The organism is Streptococcus sanguinis, assembly GCF_050223295.1.
Taxonomy (GTDB): Bacteria; Bacillota; Bacilli; order Lactobacillales; family Streptococcaceae; genus Streptococcus; species Streptococcus sanguinis_X.
This window is the reverse complement of sequence record NZ_CP071424.1, coordinates 699,122-716,799: the sequence shown is the minus strand read 5'-3', so window position 1 is coordinate 716,799 and position 17,678 is coordinate 699,122. Positions and strand designations below refer to the sequence as shown.

Here is a 17,678-nt window from a genome sequence, read left to right as displayed (position 1 = left end):
GTCGTATAGATAGAAGGGTCATTGATGAAAATAGGAGCTGTAATATCAATTTGCTTTGCTTATCCTGTATATCCAAGCTTCTATCTTTTGAGCTCTGCTATGTAAAAAAGCCAGATTTGACAAAAGAAAAGCCATCACTAACACGCTTAGAATCAGAAGTAGCGACCAAGAAATCGACTGCTGACTCAGATAAAGGATAAAGACTAAGATGAGTATAGGAAAAGTCGTCAAAGCTGTGAAGCCACCCGGTACCCAGCGACGAAAGCGAAACACTTGCATGATATGGCCCAGCAGGTGGAGAGTATGACAGAAGCCAATAGCCAGAGCCAGCTCGGGAATGCGAAATAGAATCGCAAGCAGCAAGAGAATAAAAGCCAGTAGAAATTCCTCCGCAATCATCAGAGCAATGCTTTCAGTAGAAAGATAACTTCCTCTTCTGGCAATGAACATCTCCTTTTGATAGTCTTGATGGTCTTGATTCTGAGAAATCCAAGGCCGAACCAGGATAATCTCATCAAACTCGTGCAGCATGAAAAACGATAAGGTTACAAAAGATAAAAAAGTAAGAGACATAGCATCCTCCTTATAAAACATACAAACATTATAGCTCACTCACATAAAAAAATCAGCTCTCAAGCAAGATTGCTCAGCAAGCTGATTAGTCTCTTATTTTCTGTGCTTATCCGGATCCCAGACAAAGCTAGCAAAAAAGCTGAAAATGATGGTCAAAATTCCAATCAAAATAGCAGGAATAAAGACAAAGGCACGTAAAATCCGTAAGAAGATATTGCCTTTCTTTTGTGTCTGGTAAGGGGCCACTTCAGCATCCAGACGATCAAACTCAGAATGAATACGGCGAGCCACTTCCTCAACTCCCTCATCATTCATCTTCTTAATGTCTGAAATATCAATTGGATTACCAAAATTCATATCCACGCGCTCCCCAGCTGCCAAGCCTTTGAGGCTCATGGGACCAGCATAGACTACTGGCATGATACGGACTTTAGCCATCTTAGCAATCACTGCCACTCCTCCCTTGACATCCGTAGAATGGCGGCTGCCGCTTGGGAACATAATCAGAGAACGATTGCTCTTTTTCAGCATATTGACAGGATATTTGATAGCTGACGGACCAGGATTTTCCCGGTCGATAGGAAAGGCACCACACATGCGAATCCACCAGCCGAACACGCGATTTTCAAAAAGCTGTTTCTTGGCCATGAAAATGAACTGCTTGGGCTTGGTCGCAAAAGCCATGTAAACTGGATCCCACCATGTCCGGTGAGGGGCAACCAAGATATAATTTTCATCTTTTGAAGGAATCTTTTCTTTATTGTGGTAGTGTGCATTGCCGTTCAAGGTCCACAGGATAAAAATCACTAAACCTCGCAAATAAGTATAAAACATAAACTCTCCTTATTTCAAACTGTGATTGTACTTGAAATTTATTACATCCTTTCTCATTATACCCTATACCCTTATAGTCTGCAATATTTTTCCAAACTTTGGCTGTAACAGCTGATTCTGATAGCCATTTCCATAAAAAAATGGTATCATTAATCTCATGAACAAGAAAGAATTAATCGGTTTAAACCAAACCCAAGTAGATGAAAAGATTTCGCAGGGCTTGACCAACGATTTTACAAGTGACACCAGCACTAGTAACTGGCAAATCGTTAAGCGGAATGTTTTCACCCTTTTTAATGCCCTTAACTTTGTTATTGCTCTAGCCTTGGTCTCTGTCCAAGCCTGGAGCAATCTGGTCTTCTTCGCTGTTATCAGCTTTAACGCCGTCACTGGTATTATTACGGAACTGCGAGCCAAACGCATGATTGACAAGCTTAATCTGGTCAGCCGAGAGCTGGTCACAGTCATCCGCGACGGCCAAGAAGTCAAGATTCAGCCAGAAGAAATTGTACTGGGCGATCTGATCAAGCTGTCAGCCGGCGAGCAAATTCCCAGTGATGCCCGTGTAGTAGAGGGTGTTGCCGAGGCTAATGAAGCCATGCTGACAGGGGAGAGCGACTTGGTTCTCAAGGAAGAAGGCGCTGAGCTGCTGTCTGGTAGCTTTCTGGCTAGTGGTCAGATTTATGCTGAGGTACACCATGTCGGTGCAGACAACTATGCCAACAAGCTCATGACTGAGGCTAAAACTCTCAAGCCTATCAACTCGCGCATTCTTTACAATCTTGGGAAAATTTCCCGCTTTACTGGAAAAATCATCATTCCTTTCGGATTGGCTCTCTTCTTTGAAGCCCTAATGATAAAGGGACTGCCTGTCAAAAACTCTGTCATTACCAGCTCGACAGCCCTTTTGGGTATGCTGCCTAAGGGAATCGCCCTGCTGACAGTCACGTCACTCCTGACAGCCGTCATCAAGCTAGGTATGCGCAAGGTTCTTGTTCAGGAAATGTATTCTGTTGAGACCTTAGCTCGGGTAGATACTCTCTGCTTAGACAAGACCGGGACAATTACCCAAGGTAAGATGACTGTTGAAGCCTTGCATAGCCTGTCGGATAAGTTTTCTGATGAGACTGTCGGTCAAATCTTAGCAGCCTACATCCAAACCAGCGAGGATAATAACCCAACAGCTCAGGCTATCCGCAAGGGCTACGGCCATCTGGACCATGCCTATACTAGCGACAATGTCATCCCATTTTCTAGTGACCGAAAATGGGGGGCTATGCATTTATCCAGTGTCGGAACTATCTTTTTGGGAGCACCTGAAATGCTACTGGACAGCAATCCTGCAGCGGTTGGAGAGGCCCAAAAACGTGGATCGCGGGTTTTGGTACTGGCTCACAGCGATAAAGTGCTAGACAAACACAGTATCCAACTGCCTGAAGATATGACCGCTTTAGCTGTTCTGGAAATCACTGACCCTATTCGTGAGGGAGCGGCCGAGACACTGGACTACCTGCGTTCTCAGGATGTTGATCTGAAAATCATCTCTGGTGACAATCCAGTGACCGTTTCCCATATTGCGAGCCAGGCTGGATTTGCCAACTACGACAGCTACATCGACTGCTCTAAAATCAGCGATCAAGAACTGGTTGAGCAGGCCGAAGAAACAGCTATCTTCGGCCGTGTTTCTCCTCATCAGAAAAAGCTGCTCATCCAGACTCTCAAGGCCGCTGGTCGGACAACAGCCATGACGGGAGATGGTGTTAATGATATTTTGGCCTTGCGTGAAGCAGACTGCTCCATCGTCATGGCGGAGGGCGACCCCGCAACTCGGCAAATTGCCAACCTGGTCCTTCTTAACTCTGACTTTAACGATGTCCCTGAGATTCTTTTTGAAGGCCGCCGAGTTGTTAACAACATTGGCCGGATTGCTCCGATTTTCTTCATCAAGACCATATACTCCTTTATCCTGGCTATCATCTGTATCGCCAGTATCCTGCTAGGAAAATCTGAATACCTCTTGATTTTCCCATTCATTCCGATTCAAATCACCTTGATTGACCAGTTTGTCGAAGGCTTTCCACCCTTTGTCCTCACCTTTGAGCGCAATATTAAGCCGGTTGAAAAGCACTTCCTCAAACGCTCCCTGCAGCTAGCTCTGCCAAGCTCCCTCATGATTGTCTTCAGCGTGCTATTTGTCCGCATCTGGGGCAGCAGTCATGGCTGGAGTGACATAGAAATGTCCACCCTGACCTATTACTTGCTAGGCAGCATCAGCTTCTTGTCAGTCATTCGGGCTTGCCTGCCACTCAATCTCTGGCGCAGCCTGCTCATTATCTTTTCTGTCTTTGGCTTCTATCTATCAGCCTTTGTCCTGCAGCACCTTTTGGAAATTGCAACGCTGACAGCCGCAACTTTGCCAGTCTATCTGATTCTCATGGTCATTTTCGGACTTGTCTTTGTTGCCTGCACCATCAAGCAGAAATACAGATTTGATTAAGAGCTAGCTAAAAAAGAATTATCATTTAAGCTCATGGAAACATGCGAGAGCCCTCGCATGTTTTTTTGATTGTGCAAAAACTTCCCATATCCCTTTGGAATCCTTGCTAAATCATGCTATAATTGACTTATGAACGAAGCAAAACTAAAAGACGGAGAACGAGTCAACCAGCTCTTTTCGACGGATGTCAAGATTATTCAAAATAGTGAGGTCTTCAGCTATTCGGTAGATAGCGTGCTGCTCTCCCGCTTTCCCAAGCTGCCCCAGCGGGGTCTGATTGTCGATCTTTGTGCTGGAAATGGGGCTGTCGGACTTTTTGCCAGCACTCGTACCAAGGCTCAGATTTTGGCAGTTGAGATCCAGGAACGTCTAGCTGACATGGCCGAGCGCTCCATTGAACTCAATGATTTGACTCAGCAAATGCAGGTCATTCAGGACGATCTGAAAAACCTAGGACAATATATTACTGGCAGCAAGGTTGATATGATTCTCTGCAATCCGCCATATTTCAAGGTTGACAAGAAATCTAATCTCAATGAAAGCCAGCACTACCTTTTAGCCCGCCACGAAATCTCAACCAATCTGGGAGAGATTTGCAAGATTGCCCAGCGAGTCCTCAAATCCAATGGTCGGTTGGCTATGGTTCATCGACCAGAACGCTTTTTAGATATTTTAGATACCATGCAAGCCCACAACCTGGCTCCCAAGCGCATCCAGTTTGTCTATCCAAAGCTGGGCAAAGAGGCCAATATGCTGCTTATCGAAGCTATTAAAGATGGTTCCCGCGACGGTCTAAAAATCCTGCCCCCTCTCTTTATTCACAATCAGGACGGCAGCTACACTCCGGAGATTCACGAGATTTACTATGGAAAATAAAGCCTATATGTACGTGCTTGAATGCGGGGACGGCTCCCTCTATACCGGCTACACAACGGATGTCCAAGCCCGACTCAAAAAACATCAAGCTGGCAAAGGAGCCAAATACACTCGCGCTCGCCTGCCAGTTACCTTACTTTACCAAGAAGAACACCCTAGCAAGCCGGCTGCCATGTCGGCTGAAGCCCTCTTTAAAAAGAAAACTAGACAAGCCAAACTAGCTTACATCAAAGAAAGGACTCAAAATGCCTGAAATCCAGTTTAAAGGCGACTTTCATCATATCGAAATTTCCCCAGACAGCCAGCTCGATATCGGTCAAGATGTCATCTTCCAATCTTTTACCAGCCTCAATGTAGCAAGTGGCGCACAACTCAAGCTAGGAACCAGGGTTTTCTTTAACGACCATTGTACTGTCCGCTGTCAGCACTCTATCGAAATCGGCAAGGACACCATGTTTGGTGATGGCGTCCGTATTTTTGACCACAATCATCAGTATTCTAATTACCATATCGAGAAGATTGATTATAGTGTTGCGCCAGTCAAGATTGGAGCTAACTGCTGGATTGGGGCCAATACTGTGATTCTCAAAGGTGTGACCATTGGTGATAATGTCATCATTGGAGCCAACAGCTTGATTTTCCAGGATATTCCCAGCAACTCTATCGCCATGAGCAAGGAAGAGCTTATCATCAAAGAGCGTCCACAGGGTAATTTCCATGCCTTCACGCTGACGGCTTCTGATACTTTGGAACAATTGGCTTATTTAGCAGAAAATCTGCCAGACTTGGAATTTCACATAGCTGCTAAGACCAATATTTCTCCTTACTTAGCCAGCTTTAATGACTATCCCAATATCAACCTCTACACCAATATCCACCAGGATGACTTTATTGAGGACTTGCTCGATAGGGCGGATATTTACTTGGATATCAATCACTGGGGAGAGGTAGACCAGATTGTCCAAAGGGCTATCAGCAAGGGGAAGCCAGTTTTAGCTTTCAGCCAAACCGCCCACCAGCCTGAAGAAAATACTTTACTTTTTGAAGCGAACCAACCCCAGCAAATGGCTGATGAAATACGAAAATTAATGCAAGAAAAGGCTAGGACATAAACATCCTAGCCTTTCTTTTGCAGTCGATATGCATTTTATTAACTTTATTCACCAGCAATTCCATTTGGAATGATAACTTCCTTGAGCAGCTGCTCTTCTTCCTTGATACGGACATAGAGGGTGATACAGTAGAGCGGGAAGAGGATAAAAAGAGCAAAGTAAGCATGACTGAGCAGGGCCAAGCCCACCAATTCTGGTACAACATTCAGGAAATAATTAGGGTGTTTGACATTGCGAAAGAGCCAGTGGTCAACAAACTTATGATCTTTAACCAGCATAAGCTTGATGGTCCAAACTGGTCCCAAGAGCTTGGCAACAAGGTAGAGCATAAACATAGAAAAGAGCAACAACACAGCTCCCAATAGACTGACCAAGTCAAAAGCTGGCTTTTTCAGCAGCAATTCCAGAAAGCAGACCGCGTAAAAAAGCATGTGCAGGTACTTCATGATATTTGAATTTTTCACCCCATACTCCATGCCACCCTTGGCCAGAATATCCTGCTCATTCTGAGAGGATTTCCTCAAAAACACCAAACGAAAAAGCGACACAGCCACAAAAATCACTATATTGATTGTCATAAGACCTCCTAAAATTTAATAATACATTTTATTATATAAGGAATTCCGCAGCAAAGTCAAGACTGTTGTTTACAAAATCGACCAAGATATAAAAAAGCTGCGACTAGAATTTCTAGACAAAATCCCAGTCACAACCTCTATAAAATATTTATTTGAAGCAAGTTTCTCTCATCGGTCAGACATCACAAAATTTCAACATAAGTGCTGTATTTTTCCTTAACTTTCGGAGCGATATTGTCGTCCGTCACAACTGCACTGAGGTTGTCCAGCCGGTAAAAAGAATAGAAAGAATAGCTGTCAAACTTGCTGTTATCGGCTACAATATATTTGCTGATGGCATTGTTAAGGATAATTGCGTCGCCGTTGCCTTCCTCTTCATTGCTGGTCGTAACATTATGACCGTCAATGCCATTCGCTCCAATAAAGGCCTTAGAAACCTTGATTTCTTTCAAAAGATTATTGGCAAACTGACCGACAAAGGTTTGAGTCTTAGCACGATAACGTCCTCCAATCAGAATTAAATCTAAATTGGACCTTTCTTTTAACTTTTCAAAAATCGGCAGCGAATTGGTGACAATGCTGATATTTTTGCCATCCAAATAGTCTCCTATAAAATCGGTTGTGGTGCCTGACCCAATAAAGACCGTATCCCCGTCAGCAATCAAATCCGCACATTTACGGGCAATCTGCTTCTTCTCCTCAACATTCAGCATTTGCTTTTCTGAGTGGGAAATCTCATTGAGAGCATTTTTGACCTTCTTATGGGCTCCGCCATGAACTCGGGTCAGCATGCCCTGCTTCTCCAAATCAATCAAATCTCGACGGATAGTCATATCCGTAACGCCCAGCATTTCTTTGAGGTTTTTCACAGCAACCACACCTGTTTGATCCAGTTCTTGCAGAATGATTCTATGTCTACTTTCTTTCATTTTACATTCTCCTTTTGCTCCTGAATTTCTTACAGACTCACCTTCACCTTATTATACAACAGTTCCAGCATATAAACAAAGATTTGTGAATTTTTTTATTTTAAATAGCTGATATGTTGAATTTAATTATGTAAATTAGTGCTATTTAATCTGTTCTACAACAAGAAAACTAGACTTTATCTATATCAGCCTAGTTTTCTTCGCTTGACTATTTGTTTTTATGGCTTACTTTATATCTTATTCTAGCCACAAGCTTTTATTTTTCCTTTGCAGCGTAGGCTTCGTTACGTTTGATCATTTGTTTTCTATACCAAGCAAAGATTCCTACATAAGCTCCCAAGAAGATAACTGCACCGATGATTGCTTTGATATCACCAGTTGTAGTATTACCGATAGTCCAGCCCAGTAGCTTCTCAATCGGTCCTTCTAGCGTAGAGTGAGTGATTAATTGCGATTTGCTGACTCCTTCAGGGAAGGCACCAACACCTTTAGCAAGTTCTGTTGCGAATGGTGCAATCAGAGTTCCTGACAACAGGAAGAGCGGGAGCAAAAGACTTCCAAACACAATCATACGTAAGAGTTTGCCACGTGTAACTACCAAGAGCGCTGGAGTTACGCCCATTGCAATGATACCAGCCAATGGTAGAATACCATTCCCTACTTTAGAAAGAAGAACTGCTTCAATCAGCATGATTGGTGCAAGTACGTTAGCACAAGCCCAGATTTCAGCACGACCTGCAATAAAAGGCCAGTCCAAACCGATATTAAATTTACGGCCTTGTAGACGTTTTGTAGCAACGTTTGTAATACCTTGTGAAAGTGGTTCTACAGCTGCAATGAACCATGAACCAATCAATGAGAACAATTCCAAGCAGACACCGGCAGTCAAACCTAGAGTCAACCAACCTTTAATGACTAATTGCCAAGTATTTGCATCTTCTGCACCTGCTACAGGGTGTGGAGTTCCCATAAAACCAATGACCACCCCGAGAAGGAAACCGATAAAGAACTTAGAGCCCCAGAAACCAATCTTTTTATTTAGTGCCGCAGCATCAAAGTCATACTTATCTAGCCAAGGGAAAAATTTATCAAAAATCTTATCCAAAACCATGATGACAGGATTCATCATATAGTTCATGTGAGTAGATGTCATCGGAGATGAACTTGGCGCATTCAAAAGATCATCAAATGTTGGCTTCATCAAGTCTGAGTTGATGATTTTCAAAACACCGACTAAGACAACTGCCGCAGTCGCAATCAGTAGTGATACAGCTGGACTCACATGATTGTTATCCGCATACCACTTAATTAGTAGTCCAGTGATGGATAAGTGCCAAATATCAAAGATGTCAACATCCAGTGTATCGGTCTTTTTCATAACCAGCATAACGACATTGACAATCAGCATGATAAGCAAGAAGTACAAGGTCCATGGAGAACCCCAAGTAATCGTTGCTAAAGGAGCCCAGCCAACATCTGTGATGTTAAGCTGAATGCCTGTATTTTCAACAAATTTTGCAAGTGAAGCTGAGAACGCTCCATTCAGCATACCGATGATGGCCCCGATACCCGTCAAAGCGATGGCTAGCTTAATACCACCCTCTAAAGCTTTAGAAAATTTCACACCAAATAACAGAGCCAAGACAGTCAAGATAATCAGCATGACTATCGGGCCGCCCATTTTTATAATGGGATCAAAGAACTTATTCGCTATATCAATAATAGCATTCATAACAAAACCTCCTGGTTTAATCTTTTATAACCTAACTTAGACCATGCTCTTTAATGGCCGCTTCAATGTTGTCATACACCGGAGCACTCATAGCTGGGATACGGAAGAGAATCGGTCCTGCTTCAATAACAGGAATTTCTGGTGTGAAGCCCAAATCTGTTGCTGCAATCGGTGTAAAGATATCGTATCCTTGAATTAAATCTTCATTGACATCCTTGACCATTACTGCATCACAATGAACATCATAACCGCGGTTTGACAACTCTTCCTCAAGGGCACTTTTGATTTGGTGGCTGGAATTCACACCAGCTCCACAGGCAGCTAAAATTTTAATCATGGTAAAAACCTCCATTTTATTTATTTGATGACTGTTGAAATATAGTGAAACAACTCTTCTTCAGTGCTACATTTAGCTAGCTCAGCTAAATTACCTTGGCTAGTGAAGAAGTCCATAAGCTGTGCCAAAATGTTAGTTTGACTTGAGCTAGAATGGTTAATAATAAAGAATAAAAGAGAGACTGAAACTGTCTGTGCAGGTGCAATCATATTGTGGAAAGTCACAGGCTGTTCCAACTTAACCACAACCACATTCTCTGTTAAGTTGTGCTCAATGTCCGTATGGGGAATGGCTACATTTGGCAAGTCTTTGCCTAAAAACTCCATATCCAATCCAGTTGGAAAAGATTGCTCTCTTTTTATCAGAGCCTCTTTATAAGAAGGCTTGACAATTTTTCTCTCTTCCAGTAAATCAGCTACCTGATAAAATAACTCTTCTTGACTTTTTGCAGTTAGACAAAAAACTAACTCTTTATCAAACAATTGAGAAAGCTCCATTATTACCTCACCTTGTTTCTTTTTGTTTGTAAATTCATTATATCATTATGATATAATATAGTCAATAGCTTATTATATATTTTTTATAAATTATTTGTTTACAATAATTAATAAATCGTGTACTATTTTGTTTGATTTGATAACCAAGTAACTAAATTACACTTTATGTACTTTTTGCTTATAAGATTTCTCACACAAAACGCCACAAGATTGTGGCGCCCTTTATCATAAAATACTTAAATGTTCCAATCAATTTTTTTACAAAAGACGAGTATAATAGCATTAACATCTCATCAAAAGAAAAAACTCCGATACATATTTGATGTATCAGAGTTCTAACTTTTTATTTATCACCCTTGTTACGGATGACAAAGCCGGTTTTCTTTTCGCTAGAAGTATTGCGTGGCTTCTTGTGGTCCTTGCGGTAGCGATTTTCTTTATCAAAACGCTCGTCTTTGCGACCTTTCTTAAATTGGTCGCGACGGCCACCTCGGTCACGGCGGTTGTCATTGCTACGACGGTTGCTATTTCCGCCACGACTGCCCTTGCCTTTTCCGCCAAAGCCACCGCCAGACGGTTTAAATGGCAATGGTTTTTCACGGGCAATTTCTACTTCAGGAAGGGCATCTGGATCCTGCACCGTCAAGCTGAGGATATACATAGACAGCTCTTCTGGGCTGAATTCTGCTGCCAGCTTGCGGGCATCCTTGCCAAATTTCTCAAAGTTAGAACGGATGCTTTCGTCCGCAAAATCACGTTCAATCTTCTTAAGAGCAACTTTTTTCTTAGCTTGGAAAGCTTCTTCTGCAGTCGCAGGCTTAAGGCCTTTCATACGCTTCTTTGTCAGATTTTCGATGATTTGCAGATAGCCCATTTCATTTGGCGCTACGAAAGTGATAGACTGACCTGACTTACCAGCGCGACCAGTCCGACCAATCCGGTGAACATAGCTTTCTGGATCCTGCGGAATGTCGTAGTTGTAGACATGGGTCACACCAGAAATGTCCAATCCACGCGCGGCCACATCTGTTGCCACCAAGACATCCAGATTGCCGTTTTTAAAGTCGCGCAGAACGCGGAGTCGCTTGCCTTGGTCCAAATCACCATGGATACCCTCTGCTCGGAAACCGCGGATTTTCAGGCCACGAGTCAGCTCATCCACCCGGCGCTTGGTCCGGCCAAAGACGATAGACAGCTCAGGCTGCTCCACGTCCATCAGGCGGGTCATGGTATCAAATTTTTCATTTTCTTTGACACGGATATAATACTGGTCTACCAGCTCCGTCGTCAGCTCTTTAGCAGCAATCTTAACATGCTCAGGCTCCTTCATGAACTTGACACCGATACGCTTGATAGCATCCGGCATAGTCGCTGAAAAGAGCAAGGTCTGACGCTCTTCTGGCACACGTGAAATGATAGACTCAATGTCTTCCAAAAAGCCCATGTTAAGCATTTCATCCGCTTCGTCCAAGATTAAGGTTTCAATCTGATTCAGCTTAAGCGCCTTGCGCTTGATCAAATCCAAGAGACGGCCAGGTGTTCCTACGACAATATGGGCACCAGACTTGAGGGCCTTAATTTGCTTTTCGATACTGGAGCCACCGTAGACAGAGCGTACCTTGACACCCTTGCTGCGGCCAAAACGGAAAAGCTCTTCCTGACTCTGCACAGCCAATTCACGGGTTGGAGCGATAATCAAAGCCTGCACAGCAGGATTATCTGTATCAATCTTCTCCAGAGTTGGGAAGCCAAAGGCCGCTGTCTTTCCTGTCCCTGTCTGGGCCTGACCAATGACATCCTTACCTGCCATGGCAAGTGGAATTGTTTGCTCTTGAATAGGGCTTGCTTCTACAAAGCCAGCTTTTTCAATCTCTGCTAGTAATTCAGTAGATAAATGTAATTCATTAAATTTCAATGTTCTTCTTCTTTCTAAAGGCGGTGCGAAGCCACCTTATAAGGCTTTTGATACTCAACTATCGAAACATACCAAGCACTTGTCGCTTGCTAAATCTTGATTTTCTGAGAGTATTCGCTCTTCTCTTCATAAATATGGTCTCTCAAGTCTAGGCACTAAAAAAGCGCCGACTCGGTCGCTAGTTCCCACTGAATAGAAAAACTGTATTTCTGCAACTAATCTAGTATACCACAAAAGCACCTAAAAAGATAGAACTTGCCTGTAAAATATTTTATTAGAGATTTCTTTTGTAAAAAATGAAAACTTGAAAATCATTTTCAAAAACATTATAATCTACAAAGAAGAAAGGAGGCAGGTATGAATAAATTTTTACGAGTGACTTTCATTTTACTGATCTTAGCTATGCTGGGTGCGGCTATGATCCAGATTTTCCAGCCCCAACTATTGGGAAATGAGTCCATCTATGGTCTAGCTCCCTACTGGCAGCGGGAAATTGGTTTCTGGAATTTGGCTATTCTGCCTTTAGTCATTGCCACCAACATAAAGTATGATTGGTTCTATCTGCGTATGACCCTGATAGCACTGATTCTGGGCGGGCTGGGCTTTGGCACCAACCATCTGCTAGGCTATCTGGAAAAGGCGAATCAAGCCAATCTACTAGGCTGGATTGAAAATTATCTGCTCGTCTTCTGCTGGATCATCGGCTGGGGACTGGAATATCGAAAAAGACAAAAAAGTGATGAAGAGACCGTCTAGATTAGATAGGCAGTTTCCTCATCGCTTTTTTCTTCACTATGAGCACTTTTCTATATTAGCCAGCAGCTCCTCGGCAAATTGACCAGTGGTCAAGGCTGCTACTCCTTCCAGATGACTGGCAAAATCCCCTGTCACTTTTTGCTCAAAGAGAGCCTTCTCAATGGCCTTAGTCAGGAGATGAGAGACCTCCGGCCAACCAATGTAATCAAAGAGCATGGCCCCTGATAAGAGAAGTGAACAAGGATTAGCCTTATTTTGACCCGCTATATCTGGCGCCGTTCCGTGAGTAGCTTCAAAAATAGCATGACCAGTCTCGTAATTGATATTGGCTCCTGGCGCAATACCAATCCCGCCCACCTGAGCAGCCAAGGCATCGCTGGCATAGTCACCATTTAGATTGGTCAAGGCAACAACATCAAATTTCTCGGGATAGAGCAAAATCTGTTGCAGAAAATTATCTGCAATAACATCCTGAATAACTAGTTTTCCAGAAGCCAGCTCGTCCACATACTCTCTTTGAGCTAGCTCATAGCCCCATTTCCGAAAACCACCCTCTGTAAATTTCTGGATATTGCCCTTGTGGACCAGTGTTACCCGCGTCAGGCCTTTGGCTAGCGCATAGTCAATAGCCGCCCGTATCAGCCGCTCACTGCCCTGCTTAGATATAGGCTTGATTCCAATAGCAGAGCTTTCTGGGAAGCGAATCTTGTCAACCTGCATATCCTCCTGCAGGAAATCGATAACTTTTTGGACTTCAGCCGTTCCACTCTCCCACTCAATCCCTGCATAGATGTCTTCTGTATTTTCCCGAAAAATTGTAATGTCAGTCTTCTCTGGGTGCTTGAGCGGACTGGGAACTCCCTTGAAATAACGAACCGGCCGCAGACAGGCGTAAAGGTCCAATTCCTGTCTCAGGGCCACATTCAAGGAACGAATCCCTTCTCCGACTGGGGTTTCTAACGGCCCCTTTATAGCCACCAGACAATCCTTAATCGTTGCCAACGTTTCATTCGGTAGCCAATCACCCGTCAGGTCTGCTGCTTTTTTTCCAGCCAAAACTTCCTTCCAAACAACCTTTCTCTGGCCACCATAAGCCTTTTCTAAAGCCTTATCAAAGACCAGCTGGGCATTTTTCCAGATATCAACCCCAATCCCGTCACCTTGAATGTAAGGAATAATAGGAGCATCTGGTACCTGCAACCACCCTTTCTCAAACAAAATCTTATTCGCCATTTTATCTCCTTCCAATGGGAAGATACTCCAAACCTTGAGCACCAATATAGTTAGAACGTGGTCGAATCAGCTTATTGTTCTTGCGCTGTTCCTGAATATGGGCAATCCAGCCAGCCACCCGACTCATGGCAAAAATCAGGGTGTAGATACTGCTGTCAATGCCCAGTACATGGTAAACCGTAGCCGAATAAAAATCGACATTCGGTATCAGATGCTTGGTATGCTTCATATAGGCTTCAATTTCCTCTGAAAGCTGGTACCAGACCTCATCCTTAGTTCCCTGCGTCAAGTCTTTGGCCATTTGTCGCAGGTATTTTTCACGCGGATCTTGAGTCTTGTAAACTCGGTGGCCAAAGCCCATAATCTTCTCGTGAGAGGCTAGCTTTCGGTCTAGGTAGGCCTGGCAATTCCCTTCTGCTCTAATCTCTTTCAGCATATCAAAGACACATTCATTAGCGCCGCCATGAAGGGAACCCTTGAGCGCTCCTACAGCTGCTGTCACGCAGGAATAAATATCGGTCAAGGTTGAGGCGCAGACTCGAGCTGCAAAAGTTGAAGCATTGAGCTCATGGTCGGCATGGAGCACCAAGGCACAGTTAAAGGCTTTGACTTCAAGCTCACTCGCCTCTTCTCCCTTGAGCATATAAAGGAAATTAGCCGCAAAACCTAAATCCTCCCGCGGCTCTATCGGAGTCTGACCCGACCTCAGTCTGGCAAAAGCCGCAATAATGGTCGGCATCTTTGCCATAAGCTGGATGCTCTGCTCATAGGTCGCTTCTAAAGACGCTTCCTCAGCATGGACATTATAAACACCCAGAAGACTGACCGTTGAGCGCAAGACACTCATGGGATGAAGATGCTTGCGGGACTGGATAAGGATGCACTGCTCCACTGCATCGCTAATAGCATAATTAGCTCGCAGATCTTCCTCAAAATGCTTAAGCTCAATTTGAGTCGGTAAATGCAAATGCCAGAGCAGATAAATCACCTCTTCAAAACTCGCATGGTGCTCTACCAATTCAGAAATATTGTAGCCTGCATAAGACAAAGAATCATCCACAATCTGGCTAATTCTGGTATCACAAGCAATGGTATCTTTCAAACCGTCCGTCTGACTCATGCTCATACCTCCTCTAATTTCTTTCTAACGACCATGGGCAAAATCCCCCCATTTTCATAGTAACGAATATCCGCCTCTGCATCAAAGCGCAGCCGAGCTTGAAAAGCTATTTCTTCAGCACCCTTTCGAGCTACCACATCAACTAACTGACCAACTTGTGGGTTCTGTGGCAGATTAATATCGAAAGTCTCCTTGCCTGTTAAGCCCAGACTATCCGCATTTTCACCCTCTAGATACTGCAGCGGAAGAACCCCCATCATGACCAGATTGGACCGGTGGATACGCTCAAAACTCTCTGCCAGAACCACCTTGACACCCAAAAGATTAGCCCCCTTGGCTGCCCAATCACGACTGGACCCCATACCGTAGTCTTTGCCAGCTAGGACAATGGTGTCAATTTGCTCCTCCTTGTAGCGCATGGCTGCCTCATAAATGGATAGCAACTCTCCTCTATAATCTGTGTAACCACCAATCTTTCCATCTGCCAGTTCATTTTTAATCCGAATATTGGCAAAAGTCCCCCGCATCATGACCTCATGATTCCCCCGACGGCTGCCATAGGAATTAAACTCTTGGTAATCCACTCCGTGCTCTAGCAAATAGGAAGCTGCCGGGCTGTTTCTGGCAATATTTCCTGCTGGGGAGATATGGTCTGTCGTCACCGTATCCCCAAATTTCGCCAGCACCGCAAGATTTTTCAGTGGCTGAATGGCTAAATCATCAGCTAAGCCATCAAAGTAAGGTGGATTTTGAATATAGGTCGAAGCCTGATTCCACTGATAATTCTGAGAAGAGGCTGTCGGAATCTGATTCCATTTTTCATTGTCGTCAAACACATGGGCATATTCTTTTTCAAAAAGCTGTCGCGTCACATATTTTTGAACATAATCAGCAACCAAGTCATGCTCCGGCATCAAATCCATTAAATAGACTGGCTGCCCTTTTTGATCATAACCCAACGGCTCACTAGTCAGATCGATATTGGTATTTCCAGCCAGAGCATAGGCAACTACCAAGGGCGGACTAGCTAGGAAATTGGCCTTGACCAATGGATTGATCCGTCCTTCAAAATTCCGATTTCCTGAAAGAACAGCACTAGCCAGCAAGTCAGTATCCATAATCACTTGAGCCACTTCCGGTCGGAGATTTCCTGAATTTCCAATACAAGTAGTGCAGCCATAGCCGACAACATTGAAACCAAGCTGATCCAGATAAGTTTGCAGACCACTCTTCTTGAGATAACCTGTGACCACCTTGCTGCCCGGAGCTAATGAAGTCTTGACAGTCTTTGAAACGCGTAAGCCTTTTTCTACTGCGTTCTTGGCTAAAAGTCCTGCCGCCATCAAGACATAGGGATTAGATGTATTGGTACAGCTAGTAATGGCAGCGATGGCCACATGGCCTGTCTTAATCGTCTCCTCATGATCAGATAATTGAACCACTGCAGACTTTTCCAGCTCGCTCTCATCTAGACCAAAGCCTCGGACTCCCGCTTCTCTGACTAGACTAGCTTGAAACTCCTCTTTAGCAGCTGTTAATTCAATCAAATCTTGGGGCCGCTTGGGTCCTGAGATGCTCGGTACAATACTGGACAAATCAATTTCGACTACCTTGGTATAGTTCGGCTCAACCTTTTCATCATAGAAGAGGTGATTTTTTTGAGCATAGAGACGGGTCAGCTCGATATGATCTTCTGACCGATTGGTCAGACGCATGTAATTGAGCGTTTCCTCATCTATCGGAAAATAACCACAGGTAGCTCCGTATTCCGGCGCCATATTAGCCACTGTTGCCCGGTCAGCCAGGCTTAGATTAGACAAGCCAGGTCCAAAGAACTCGACAAATTTACCAACAACATTTTCCTGCCGCAAGATTTGCGTGACCTTTAAAGCCAAATCCGTCGCTGTCGCAATCTTAGGCAGCTTACCCAAGAGACGAACACCAATCACCTCAGGAACTGGGAAATATGAAGCCTCACCTAGCATGGCAGCTTCAGCCTCAATCCCACCGACTCCCCAGCCCAGAACACCAATCCCATTGATCATGGTCGTATGACTGTCCGTCCCAAACATACTGTCCGGATAGAGTTGGCCATCCTTTTCAATGATGACATCACTGAGAAACTCGATATTGACCTGATGGATAATCCCCGTAGCAGGAGGAACTGCTCGATAATTATCAAATGATTTTTCTGCCCACTTGAGAAATTCGTAGCGCTCATTGTTGCGGACAAATTCCTGGGTCATATTGGCCTCCAGAGCTGTGTCACAGCCATAAAAGTCCACCTGAACACTGTGGTCAATGACTAAATCAACTGGTATCTCTGGATTAATCTGATTGGCCTGACCTCCCTGCCCGACAATAGCATCGCGCATACTAGCCAAATCCACTACAACAGGAACACCTGTAAAATCCTGGAGAATAACTCGACTAGGCTTAAAAGGAACTTCTCCGCTTGGTGATTTAGCTCGATAATGAATCAAAGAGCTAATGTTATCTTTTATTACATCAATCCCATCTTCCTTACGAAGAACACTTTCTAATAATATTCGTATAGAATAAGGAAGTCCTTCTATATCCCCTCCTAGTACATCTGAGGCTTTTTCAAGGTCTGTATATTGGTATACTTTACCTTTGTAATTTAAATCGTTTAGGTATTCTGCCATATTTCTACCCCTCACTTATTTTA

At 43.9% G+C, this 17,678-nt stretch carries 16 protein-coding genes; 5 read left to right on the top strand and 11 right to left on the bottom strand.

What is annotated here, in order from left to right; all coding sequences use genetic code 11:
• Positions 1-45 precede the first annotated feature (45 nt).
• On the bottom strand, positions 46-594 hold the full coding sequence (locus J1C77_RS03720; protein ID WP_002921868.1) for an HXXEE domain-containing protein: 549 nt from the start codon (positions 592-594) through the stop codon (positions 46-48).
• A gap of 72 nt (positions 595-666) precedes the next feature.
• Positions 667-1,407 carry a lysophospholipid acyltransferase family protein gene (locus J1C77_RS03715; protein ID WP_002896089.1) on the bottom strand — a complete coding sequence of 247 codons (741 nt, stop codon included), beginning with the start codon at positions 1,405-1,407 and terminating at the stop codon, positions 667-669.
• 157 nt (positions 1,408-1,564) lie between these two features.
• Here J1C77_RS03715 and J1C77_RS03710 point away from each other — a divergent pair, with 157 nt between their 5' ends.
• The 4 genes from J1C77_RS03710 (at position 1,565) to J1C77_RS03695 (ending at position 5,892) form a co-directional block, all read left to right on the top strand.
• Positions 1,565-3,904 carry a cation-translocating P-type ATPase gene (locus tag J1C77_RS03710; RefSeq protein WP_002921869.1) on the top strand — a complete coding sequence of 780 codons (2,340 nt, stop codon included), beginning with the start codon at positions 1,565-1,567 and terminating at the stop codon, positions 3,902-3,904.
• A 129-nt stretch (positions 3,905-4,033) separates the two neighbouring features.
• Entirely contained in the window at positions 4,034-4,780 is a 747-nt protein-coding gene (locus tag J1C77_RS03705; protein ID WP_002921870.1) for a tRNA1(Val) (adenine(37)-N6)-methyltransferase, read from the top strand.
• Complete coding sequence (locus tag J1C77_RS03700; protein ID WP_002896092.1) at positions 4,770-5,033, top strand: GIY-YIG nuclease family protein; 264 nt, start codon at positions 4,770-4,772, stop codon at positions 5,031-5,033. The genes J1C77_RS03705 and J1C77_RS03700 overlap by 11 nt, the downstream gene beginning before the upstream one ends.
• Positions 5,026-5,892, top strand: a complete 867-nt coding sequence (locus J1C77_RS03695) for a DapH/DapD/GlmU-related protein (protein WP_002921871.1) — start codon at positions 5,026-5,028, stop codon at positions 5,890-5,892. The genes J1C77_RS03700 and J1C77_RS03695 overlap by 8 nt, the downstream gene beginning before the upstream one ends.
• A gap of 44 nt (positions 5,893-5,936) precedes the next feature.
• On the opposite strand, the gene J1C77_RS03690 is transcribed toward J1C77_RS03695, so the two are convergent.
• From J1C77_RS03690 to J1C77_RS03665, 6 genes are all read right to left on the bottom strand, one after another.
• A complete protein-coding gene (locus J1C77_RS03690) occupies positions 5,937-6,470 on the bottom strand; it encodes an isoprenylcysteine carboxyl methyltransferase family protein (protein WP_002915656.1) in 534 nt (177 codons plus the stop codon).
• A gap of 182 nt (positions 6,471-6,652) precedes the next feature.
• Positions 6,653-7,399, bottom strand: coding sequence for a DeoR/GlpR family DNA-binding transcription regulator (locus J1C77_RS03685; protein ID WP_002904081.1), 747 nt, complete (start codon positions 7,397-7,399; stop codon positions 6,653-6,655).
• A 256-nt stretch (positions 7,400-7,655) separates the two neighbouring features.
• Entirely contained in the window at positions 7,656-9,131 is a 1,476-nt protein-coding gene (locus tag J1C77_RS03680) for a PTS galactitol transporter subunit IIC (protein ID WP_002910271.1), read from the bottom strand.
• 31 nt (positions 9,132-9,162) lie between these two features.
• Positions 9,163-9,468 (bottom strand): PTS sugar transporter subunit IIB, encoded by a 306-nt coding sequence (locus tag J1C77_RS03675; RefSeq protein WP_009659841.1) that lies wholly within the window; start codon positions 9,466-9,468, stop codon positions 9,163-9,165.
• Between the two features lie 20 nt (positions 9,469-9,488).
• On the bottom strand, positions 9,489-9,965 hold the full coding sequence (locus tag J1C77_RS03670; RefSeq protein ID WP_002921872.1) for a PTS sugar transporter subunit IIA: 477 nt from the start codon (positions 9,963-9,965) through the stop codon (positions 9,489-9,491).
• Between the two features lie 343 nt (positions 9,966-10,308).
• Complete coding sequence (locus tag J1C77_RS03665; protein ID WP_002921873.1) at positions 10,309-11,880, bottom strand: DEAD/DEAH box helicase; 1,572 nt, start codon at positions 11,878-11,880, stop codon at positions 10,309-10,311.
• A 357-nt stretch (positions 11,881-12,237) separates the two neighbouring features.
• Between J1C77_RS03665 and J1C77_RS03660 the strand changes: the two genes are divergently transcribed.
• Positions 12,238-12,636, top strand: a complete 399-nt coding sequence (locus J1C77_RS03660; RefSeq protein ID WP_002921874.1) for a hypothetical protein — start codon at positions 12,238-12,240, stop codon at positions 12,634-12,636.
• 36 nt (positions 12,637-12,672) lie between these two features.
• Here the strand turns inward: J1C77_RS03660 and icd are convergent, their stop codons facing one another.
• The 3 genes from icd to acnA are packed head-to-tail and all read right to left on the bottom strand — an operon-like array spanning position 12,673 to position 17,655.
• Positions 12,673-13,884, bottom strand: coding sequence for an NADP-dependent isocitrate dehydrogenase (icd, locus tag J1C77_RS03655; RefSeq protein ID WP_002921876.1), 1,212 nt, complete (start codon positions 13,882-13,884; stop codon positions 12,673-12,675).
• Positions 13,871-14,989: a citrate synthase gene (locus J1C77_RS03650; RefSeq protein WP_042762952.1), complete on the bottom strand. Its 1,119-nt coding sequence runs from the start codon at positions 14,987-14,989 to the stop codon at positions 13,871-13,873. Before J1C77_RS03650 ends, icd begins: the two co-directional genes overlap by 14 nt.
• Before the next feature lie 2 nt (positions 14,990-14,991).
• Complete coding sequence (gene acnA, locus J1C77_RS03645) at positions 14,992-17,655, bottom strand: aconitate hydratase AcnA (RefSeq protein WP_002921879.1); 2,664 nt, start codon at positions 17,653-17,655, stop codon at positions 14,992-14,994.
• Positions 17,656-17,678 lie beyond the last annotated feature (23 nt).